At 49.4% G+C, this 9,541-nt stretch carries 9 protein-coding genes; 5 read left to right on the forward strand and 4 right to left on the reverse strand.

Annotated features, from left to right (window positions below; all coding sequences use genetic code 11):
• Positions 1–50 precede the first annotated feature (50 nt).
• From ACN4EG_RS18265 to ACN4EG_RS18275, 3 genes are all read left to right on the forward strand, one after another.
• Positions 51–1,433: a cobyrinate a,c-diamide synthase gene (locus ACN4EG_RS18265; RefSeq protein WP_431631559.1), complete on the forward strand. Its 1,383-nt coding sequence runs from the start codon at positions 51–53 to the stop codon at positions 1,431–1,433.
• A gap of 137 nt (positions 1,434–1,570) precedes the next feature.
• On the forward strand, positions 1,571–2,545 hold the full coding sequence (locus ACN4EG_RS18270; protein ID WP_431631560.1) for a hypothetical protein: 975 nt from the start codon (positions 1,571–1,573) through the stop codon (positions 2,543–2,545).
• 41 nt (positions 2,546–2,586) lie between these two features.
• Complete coding sequence (locus ACN4EG_RS18275; protein ID WP_431631561.1) at positions 2,587–3,492, forward strand: TIGR04168 family protein; 906 nt, start codon at positions 2,587–2,589, stop codon at positions 3,490–3,492.
• A gap of 64 nt (positions 3,493–3,556) precedes the next feature.
• Here the strand turns inward: ACN4EG_RS18275 and ACN4EG_RS18280 are convergent, their stop codons facing one another.
• Together ACN4EG_RS18280 and ACN4EG_RS18285 are read right to left on the reverse strand one after the other, a co-directional pair.
• A complete protein-coding gene (locus ACN4EG_RS18280; RefSeq protein WP_431631562.1) occupies positions 3,557–4,348 on the reverse strand; it encodes a RecB family exonuclease in 792 nt (263 codons plus the stop codon).
• 365 nt (positions 4,349–4,713) lie between these two features.
• Positions 4,714–4,938, reverse strand: a complete 225-nt coding sequence (locus ACN4EG_RS18285) for a DUF2811 domain-containing protein (RefSeq protein WP_190571537.1) — start codon at positions 4,936–4,938, stop codon at positions 4,714–4,716.
• Positions 4,939–5,473: 535 nt separating this feature from the next.
• On the opposite strand from ACN4EG_RS18285, the gene ACN4EG_RS18290 reads away from it, so the two are divergent.
• The gene (locus tag ACN4EG_RS18290) at positions 5,474–6,106 is read left to right on the forward strand and encodes a GDSL-type esterase/lipase family protein (RefSeq protein WP_431631563.1); all 633 of its coding nucleotides are present in this window, start codon (positions 5,474–5,476) and stop codon (positions 6,104–6,106) included.
• Between the two features lie 133 nt (positions 6,107–6,239).
• Here the strand turns inward: ACN4EG_RS18290 and rpiA are convergent, their stop codons facing one another.
• Together rpiA and ACN4EG_RS18300 are read right to left on the reverse strand one after the other, a co-directional pair.
• Complete coding sequence (gene rpiA / locus ACN4EG_RS18295) at positions 6,240–6,941, reverse strand: ribose-5-phosphate isomerase RpiA (RefSeq protein WP_431631564.1); 702 nt, start codon at positions 6,939–6,941, stop codon at positions 6,240–6,242.
• Positions 6,942–7,584: 643 nt separating this feature from the next.
• Complete coding sequence (locus tag ACN4EG_RS18300; RefSeq protein WP_431631565.1) at positions 7,585–7,836, reverse strand: hypothetical protein; 252 nt, start codon at positions 7,834–7,836, stop codon at positions 7,585–7,587.
• A gap of 34 nt (positions 7,837–7,870) precedes the next feature.
• On the opposite strand from ACN4EG_RS18300, the gene ACN4EG_RS18305 reads away from it, so the two are divergent.
• Positions 7,871–9,346 carry an iron uptake porin gene (locus tag ACN4EG_RS18305; RefSeq protein ID WP_431631566.1) on the forward strand — a complete coding sequence of 492 codons (1,476 nt, stop codon included), beginning with the start codon at positions 7,871–7,873 and terminating at the stop codon, positions 9,344–9,346.
• The last annotated feature ends 195 nt before the right edge of the window (positions 9,347–9,541 follow it).

Consider the following 9,541-nt stretch of genomic DNA (forward strand, 5'->3'; position numbering starts at 1 on the left):
ATGTACCATCAGGCTTTAGGGTAGCATGGTCTGGGGGTTTGGAGGAAGGCATGGGCGTGATCATCGCGGGCGATCGCAGTGGCAGTGGCAAGACAACGGTAACGCTGGCGATTCTGGCAGCCCTTCGACAAAAAGAGTTGGCCGTGCAGTCCTTTAAAGTAGGGCCGGACTATATTGATCCAATGTTTCACCGGGTGGTAACGGGACGGCCTTGTTATAACTTGGATCCAGTCTTGACCTGCGAAACCTATGGACAGCATTGCTACCAACACCGATCGCAGAGCATAACCCACAGCGTTGTGGAAGGGGTGATGGGCTTATTTGATGGGGCAGCGGCTCCCCTGGGCTATGGCAGTACGGCGCACATTGCCAAGCTGTTGAACTTGCCCGTGGTGCTGGTGGTGAATTGCCGCAGCCTGTCCCAGTCGATCGCGGCATTGGTTCAGGGATACCGAACCTTTGATCCAGCGGTCAATGTTGCGGGGTTAGTTTTAAACCAAGTGGGCAGCGATCGTCATTTGGAGTTACTGACAGCGGCACTGGAACCCTTGCATTTGCCAATTCTGGGTGTCCTACGGCGGGAGGATCAGATTCACCTGCCCGATCGCCATTTGGGTTTGGTACCCACGGCGGAGTTGCCCCAATTAGCCGCGGTGCTCGATCGCTTGGCAGTCTTGGGATTACGCTGTTTTGATTGGGAAAAGCTATTACCCTTAGTCGAGAATTCGCGCATGGGACGGTCGATCGATCCGCTTGGTTTGCCAAGTGTTGAGCCGCTTCCCCAACCTATAAAACTGGCGATCGCCCAAGATGCCGCCTTCAGTTTTTACTATGCCGATAACTTAGAATTACTCACAGAATTGGGGGCAGATCTGATTCCCTGGAGTCCACTGCGAGATGGGCAATTGCCAGATTGTCAAGGCTTGTATTTCGGCGGTGGCTTTCCAGAAATGTTTGCAGCGGAGTTGGCAAATAATGCAACGGCACGGCAGGCAGTGGGGCAAGCGATCGCCCAGGGAATGCCCACCTACGCGGAATGCGGGGGACTCATGTATCTCTGTCGATCGATCGTGGACTTTGAAGGGCGGCCCCATGCCATGGTGGGAACCTTGCCGACGGATGCGGTGATGGACAAACGGCTGACCTTGGGCTATCGAGACGCCATTGCCCAAACCAGTAGTTCCCTGATACCAGTGGGGCAACGGTTGCGGGGCCATGAGTTCCATCGCTCGCAGTTGACGGAACGATCGAATCAGCCATTATTCCATTTGCGATCGCTCCAGTCCCATGGGCCAACCCAGGCAGGACAACCAGAAGGCTGGGCAATGGCCAATCTCCATGCGTCCTATTTGCATCTCCACTGGGGGATAACGCCGGAGTTGCCTGGGCGATTTCTTCAGCGCTGTTTATCCCATTCGTCACACCCCCATTGACGGCTCCCGTTTGCCCACTCGCAACGGCCTGACACCATTCGCCTGATGAAACCCAGAGAAAAATGGGGAAAGGCTGCTTCTCTCGATCGACTGCCGCTATCCTAGAAAAGATTGTTATTCAGAGTTCAGAACCGTCCATGGCAGCATCCATTGAGCAACTGAATCAAAGCCTTGCAGAACTCGATAAGCAGGTTGCAGATCTGGGTGAAACCCTCCGTCAAACCTATGGGAGCTATTTGGATGCGTTGCAAAAAAATGCGCGTCAGCAGTTAATTTTGGCGGCCTACCATGTCTGTACAGAAGGGTTTCCAGAGGAATTTTTGCGCTTATCGGTCAGCCAGCGAGAGATGTTACAAAGCGATGTGAGATCGATCGTGCGTCAGGCCGCCGTGCAACTGACCCAATTACCCACCTTAGGCGAAGTTGCAGCACTACCGTCATTCCGAATTCAATCCCTCGAGGAACACTCCGACTTGCTCGAGAATTCCTTCATGGTGGAAGAGCGTGAAATGGACGATGACGACGATGATGACGATGGTGATGATGATAATGGTGATGAAGGCCCCGATCAGGCAGGGGATGCGACCCAAGAATTGGCTGCTTTACTCGCAGAAGTTGCGTCAGTCATGGCTTCCCATCGCCCCCCTAGCCCGATCGATCAATGGCTGAATTGGCAGGAGCATGTAGAACGATCGACCCGACAAACGTTGCGCAAACTGTCTCACCAAATTAATCAGGTATTACAACGGGCCGGATTGATCTCCCCGAATTTACCGGATGCGGTCTTAGAAGCAGCTTCCCGCGCAGAAGGGGCAGAGACGATGGGCAAGCTACCCCATGTAGTACAAATGCTGGTAGAGGGGCCAGGAAGTTCCCCAGAAAAGCCTGAAAAGAGCAGTAAACGTCCTGCCAATTTAATGCATATTGTTGCAGTTCAATTGCGCTTGTCGGAATTAGAATTCAACGATCCAGAAACCATGGTTTGGCGGCGTAAGGTTCGCGAATTGACCCAAAAAATGAAGATGCTAGGTCGAGAATATCGCAAACGGCAACGGCAACGATCGGTGGCTGAAGCCCAAGTCGCTTGGCGATCAACTTGGATTAACGATTAGTGAACATCAATTATCATTCAAAAATGGTGTAGATAAACCCTATGAGCATCGGAAACCGCATTAAAGTTGCTGTCGTTGGAGATGTACATGACCAGTGGGATGAGGCTGACCACACTGCGCTTAAGGGCTTGGGCGTAGATTTGGTGTTGTTCGTCGGAGACTTTGGTAACGAAGCGGTGGAGGTGGTGCAAAAAGTTGCATCCCTAGATTTACCCAAGGCGGTTAATTTGGGAAATCACGATGCTTGGTATTCAGCTAGTTCCTGGGGCCGATCGCGCTGTCCCTACGATCGCCATGCAGAGGATCGGGTACAGATGCAGATTGATCTACTAGGTGATGCCTTTGTGGGTTATGGCAAGTTGGATTTTCCCGATTGGGGCATTAGTGTGGTCGGCGTGCGTCCCTTCAGTTGGGGGGGGGTAAAGTGGAAACACCGCAAGTTTTATCGCAGACGGTTCGATGTGCGGAATTTTGAGGAGTCGATCGATCGGATTTTGCAGGTAGTGGAGCAGACGACCTGCGATCATTTGATTTTTGTCGGTCACAATGGGCCTGCGGGCATGGGCGATCAGCCCGAGGATCCCTGCGGAAAGGACTGGTATCCAGCTGGGGGAGACTACGGGGATATGGATTTTGAAATGGCGCTGTCAAAGACACCAACGCTAGGGAAACAGGTATCGCTCGTGACCTTTGGGCATATGCACCACAGTTTGCGGATTGCCCCCGATCGAACCCGCCGGACAATTCATGTCCAGGATCAAGCCGTGTACTTGAATGCAGCCTGTGCCCCTAGAATTCAGCCAACAGCCCAGGGAATGCTACGAAATTTCTCTTTAGTCACGATCGAAGCAGGCATCGTGCAGCACTGTCAATTGGTTTGGGTCACGGCAGAGGGGACGATCGTGGAATCAAAGGAATTATATAAAATCACGGAGAAAAAATGCTAAAACCCATGCATTTGCCACGCATGGGTTATGAAGAATTAATAACCAAGGCTGAAAGCTGAATCAACTAAAAACTAATAGCAAGTTGTAATCCTTGGAGCCGATCGCAGGGTGGAACAGGATTGGGAGCACAGGTAACCGCAGCGCAATAGCCAGCATAGGCACAGCGGCTGCATTGGGATCCAGGTTGGGGCTGCCAAGTGCGATCGTGGCACAATTCCATTGCAAGGTCAGAAATAATTTTTCTAACTTTGCGTTTATGGCGTTGGGTGGCTTTGTACTGAACCTTTTCCCCAGTTCGCAGAAACAGTAGACTGAGGTATTTCAGACTTTGCTGATAGGTTTGCTCCAGAGCCAAGTAATACAGCCCAATTTGCAAATCAACTTCTTCAGAATCAGGTAATTTGACCTCTCGAGCCGATTTGTAATCAATTAACTCCAGCCCGTCGGCCAGGTAATCGATGCGATCGTATCGCCCAGAAATTGTAAACTCAACATTTTCAACCTGGAGCTTGGCTTGGATTTTACCTTCCACAGCCAACGGTTGATTGAGCGACATTTGGTTGGCCACAAAAGTTTGATAATAGCGTTCAAGAATCCCGCGTCCCTCGAGAATTTGACCATTGGTCAAGCCCATGGAAAACTGATCCCAAGCAGCGCTAAACCAGCCCCAATCAGGAATACGATCGCTGAAATGCCAATCACGGTAACACTGGGCTAGTGCTTGGTGCAACGCTGTCCCCAACGCCGCTGATCCATAGCATTCATTAGAACTAACGCGCCGTTCATAACGTAAGTAGTAGGCATAGGGACAACGTTTATATGCCTTCAACTTCGTAGCAGAGATGTGGTAGGTCATAACTGCTCAAAGCAATCGCAAAGGTGAACAAGACAAGATAGAAATTAGATCCGGTAGAGCAAAACTGATAGTTGGAAAGAATGGGGACTGCAAAGGTGTAAAGCAATAAACAAGCCTAGGAAGCTGGAAATCAAACGTTCTAGTTCTCAGGTTTAATCGATGCTAGTCCCATTCTTTCCCAAATTATGCAAGGACGACAGATTTAGGCGGTAACAAAACCATATGGATGACAAAGGAACAAGTGAGAACCTCAAAATTACCAAGGTCAGCAAAACCTAACTAACAAAACCTAACTAACAAAACCTAAGAGCGGTAGGGAAGCGACTTTTTTGGAAGACCCGATCGAATCATCTTGGAAAATCAGTTTATGAAGCAGCATCGGCAGGACGACGAAAAATAGAATCTAAGTAAATACGCGCAGCTTGCCGATCGCTACCTTGTTCAGGAGAACGATTTTGTAAGAGAAATAGGGAAATTGCAGCGGAAAACACACGATCCTGATCCCAATCGGGACGATTGTCGAGAAAGTTGATCAAGGAACCGTGCAATGTTTCAGGAATTTCGACCAGAAGGCTGATGGGCGTATCCATGGGCAATTCTCTCTCTGAAAAAAATCAATGCAAAAGCATACCCCGTTCACCACACACTTGCTTCCGTTTCCAGTGACTGGATCCGTTCTTAGGTATGGGTTTGAGGGCTTTGCTTTGGTCGCTATATTCTGCGCGATCGCCCCTAGAAGATCAACATTGACGATCGTGAAATTTTGATCAGTCTGAGGGGATGACGAAACGAAGAAATGCGGGTTTCAGGCATTTTTCTGTTGCAAAACTTCATCTAAAAACCACTTTTCCACAAACTGTTGAAGCAGTTAGCAGCTTTTCCACAAAGGGACGAAGATGGTAGACAAACCGGGACTTTTCTGGGGAAAACCTGTGGAAAGTTGTGAATAACGTGTGGAGAACAGTGGGGAAACCTGTGGATTGACCGGGGAGAATCGTAGGTTTTCCACAGGCAACGTAAAGAATTGTAAATCTATTTTAAGGTTAGGATTTGTTGAAAAACGCGCGCGATCGCGGTATGATGCCGATCCCCAAAGTCCTTGCCACACAAGGAATCTAGCCCTCTATGCACTTTTTAGCGCCCCGTGATCTACGAATCTGTTTTTTAGGAGAATCCTTTATTAATGGCACTGGGGATCCGGCTTGTCTGGGGTGGACGGGGCGGATCTGTGCCATGGCCCAGCAAAGTGAACACAATTTGACCAACAATAATTTGACCTATTACAATTTGGGGATTCGACGGGAAACCAGTGCGGAACTCTTACAACGGTGGCAGTCAGAGGTGCGGTTGCGATTGCCTGAGGGCTGTGACGGTCGATTAGTGTTTTCTTTTGGCACGAATGATACGGCTTGGGACAAGGGGAAAACCCGCGTAGCCCTAGCGGATTCAGTCAGGTATGCCCGATCGATCCTGACCGAGGCAAAGCAGCAATATCCGGTGTTGATGGTGAGTCCACCCCCAATCTCGGATCAGGAACATAACGATCGGACTTGGGCATTCATTGGGCAATTGCAACCCCTATGCCAAAGTCTTGCCATTCCTTTTCTAGATGTCTTTACGCCGCTGCAACAATACAATCCCTGGCTAGAGGAAGTGCGAGCCTTTGACGGCGCTCATCCTCGGGCACAGGGTTATGCTTATTGGGCGCAGTTGGTGGCGAATTGGCCAGATTGGCAGAGTTGGTGGGGTGAGGTGTAAGGTGTCAATAGAGAGGCGTCAGCGATCGTGATTTGGCTACAAAAAAAGCCGCTTGACCGATCGGCTTGATTGACTATCTGCCTCCTGGAAAACGGCGGGTCTGCAGTTTTACTTTTAAAGATTAAGTTAGCGATTAAGCAATTTCCCGAACGATCGGTTGCTCGTTTTGGAGTTCACCCACCAGAATGACATCAGCAACATTGACAAAGAGACCATTTTCTAACACACCGGGAATATTGTTGAGGGTTTTCTCAAGTTCGCCGGGATTGTCAATGCGATCGAATTTGACATCAATCACCAAATTGCCTTGGTCAGTGACGACGGGCCCAGCTTTCTTAACACCCATCCGCAGTTGGGGGTGGCCACCGAGTTTTTCGATCGCGCGGGTGACCGGAGCAACGGCCATGGGCAATACTTCCACGGGCAATAGGAAAGTGGAACCCAAGTGATCAACTAATTTGGTGCTGTCTACAACAACGATAAATTGGTTGGCAAGGGAATCAACGATTTTTTCTTGGGTGTGGGCTGCACCGCCACCTTTGATAAGGTTTTTGTTGGGATCCACTTCATCGGCTCCATCGATCGCGATGTCAACGTGATCCACTTCATCTAATCCCACAAGGGGAATCCCAAATTTCCGGGCTAGGACGATCGCTTGGAAAGATGTGGGAATGCCTTTGATATCCGTGAGGCTGCCGGACTGTAACCGTTCACCGATCGCTTGAATCGCAAAGGCAGTAGTAGAACCCGTGCCTAAGCCAACAATCATGCCAGACTGGACACGATCGGCGGCGGCATACCCCACCTGTTTTTTCATTAAATCCTGAGCGTTCATAGAAACCTCCCTTCTCAATTTTCTGCCTCCGTCAGTCTACTACGCAGGCGAAATTCAGGGAATGGGTTCGATCGAAGAGTCTGCCAGGAGAACTGAAGACTCATCACGCAATAGGTCTCAGAACTGTTCTCAGAGGAGCTAGACTCACTTGGTCTAAACTAGCTTCGATCGCTTGATTTTAGACCTATTTCAAGGCTGAGGGCTTCGTGTTGAATAATATTGAGTATTTCAGTTCTTTCTAGTGATAATTTCAATGTTATTTTAAATGTTAATTTCAATATTAATAAATATGGAATGAGTCAAGATTGACCTCTATTATCTAACTTGCAAATTGAGCTTGCAAATTGAGAAATTCATCTTCATAATTTTAATCGCTCATATGGACTGCCAGTTGACCGCCAGCAACTTTAGGCCCCTAAAATCCTGGAATACTGGCTATAGCCTGAAGATCTAGTTGGGAAATCTACCCGTTCCTGCGCTTGACGGATTTTACTGGCAGACCTTATGGAAGCCATGGATCCTAAATAGAATTAGGTCGGATCCTCGCTTCTTCATCGGAGATGATACAGAATTCGGACTTGCAATCTTGCACTCGGCATCTTGCGATGCGGGTACCAGCACGATCGTGGTGTCATCATGGATTTCAAGCACGAATTTCAATCATTGCTTCATAGGAATTTGACCAACCAAATTGGCTGAGATCGGGTTTAATCTTGTGTGGAGAGGCTGGAGGAGTGGAGACTGTGAAGGGCGTCAAGCTATGGGCGATCAAGCTATGGATGATCAAGCTATGGGCGATCGTGGGACTGGGCGGGCTAGTTGGAGGGCCAAGCCGCAGTTGGGCCGGAGAATTCCCCTGTCCGACGGGAGAAATCAGTTGCTCGGGATCGAGCACGGTGATCCCTCCGGGCTCGATCGAGTCTCCAACGATGGTTCAGAATCCAGCCCTAGGGGCAGAGAATATTGCAGAGAGTATTGCAGAGAACATTGTTGAACCCGGTGGAGTTGATAATCCAGTAGTGGATCCTGCACTCTCTCAGTTACCTTTAGTCTCTGAACTGTCGGATATTCAGCCTTCCGACTGGGCCTACAAAGCAGTCAAGACCTTGGTGGAGCGCTACGGCATTGTGGTGGGCTACCCGGATGGCACCTTTCGGGGAAATCGACCCATTAACCGCTACGAATTCGCCGCGATCTTGAGTCAATTGCGCGATCGCATTGAGCAATTTATTGAGGAGTCCCAAAATGAAGGAGCGCTAGGGGACTTAGTGACGGTCAAAAACCTACAACGGGTTTATCAGGAGGCGGCTGAGGAATTAAAAAATCGGCTGACCAACCAGATCGAGCCATCGACACTGAATTTAGAGGCACGGCAGTTTTCCACCACGACGAAGTTGGGAATCCGCAGTGACCAAATTTTGACCAATGGGACTCGAGCCAAGGCCACGATCGTCTCCCGGACTCGGCTGAATCTAAATACCAGCTTTGTGGGCAACGATCTGCTAGTCACCCAATTGGAAATGGGCAACCAAGGGCAGGACGCGATCACGGAAAATCAAGCTCAGAAGGGCGGATTACTGTCCACACTCGGCATCTTAGCGGATGGCGGGGGCTTAGATCCGGTCACCAGTGAAACCCAAGTGCGGCTGCGGAAGTTGTATTACAGTTTTCAGCCGATGGAGAATTTAACGATCGCCGTAGGAACCGCCCTTCCTCCTAGTGCATTCATAGATCAAAATACCTTTGCCAATAACTCGGGGCAGAATTTCATTTCCAGCTTTTTCAGTAACAATCCCCTAATTGTCCAAAATGAACTCGATCGCTTTGGAGGCGCAGGGGCCGCAGTCAGTTGGCAGTTGCAGGATGCATTAACGCTGCGGGGATTATTTGTGGGAGCAGATGCGAATGATCCGGAAAAGGGTTTATTTCACGATCGCTATCAAGGTACGATCGAAGCAGAATATCGTTTCGAGCAACCTATTGCCCTACGCTTACAGTACACAAATAGTAATGTTAACGGTAGTGTAATCAATGTCTTTGGTATTAATGCTGAATGGGCTGTCAGTCGCCAATTTGGAGTATTCGGACGGTTTGGGGTGGGAAGTTATCGAGGCTTCAACCAAGTTGTCGGAGAAGATTTGGATTTGAATCCTAAGACTTGGGCGATCGGAGGCATTTTACGCAATTTTGTGATTCCAGGTTCGAAGGCGGGTTTAGCGATCGGACAGCCGTTTATTACAAAAGATCTGGGCAATGCGACCCAAACAAATGTGGAGGCTTATTTTGGGTTACTCCTCAACGACTACATCAACATCAGTCCGTCGGTGATGGTCTTGACCAATCCGGATAACCGTAAGGGTGCAACCATTTGGCAATGGTCGTTGCGGATGACATTCGAATTCTGAGCCATGCTTTTGAGCCATTCTCAGGGGTGGGATGGTCGCCCTGAGCACTCCACCTGAGAATCCACTGGATCTTCCATCCTGAGCGGTCACCGCAGAAAAGGGCGATCGCTGCCATGAACTCCCGTAAAGAATAGACGTGTTGGGAAATAATGGATAATGTGAAGCAGTAGCCCAGAGCCTTCTCATGCTGAATCT

Source organism: Alkalinema pantanalense CENA528 (genome assembly GCF_050753345.1).
GTDB classification, from domain to species: Bacteria; Cyanobacteriota; Cyanobacteriia; order Leptolyngbyales; family Leptolyngbyaceae; genus Alkalinema; species Alkalinema pantanalense.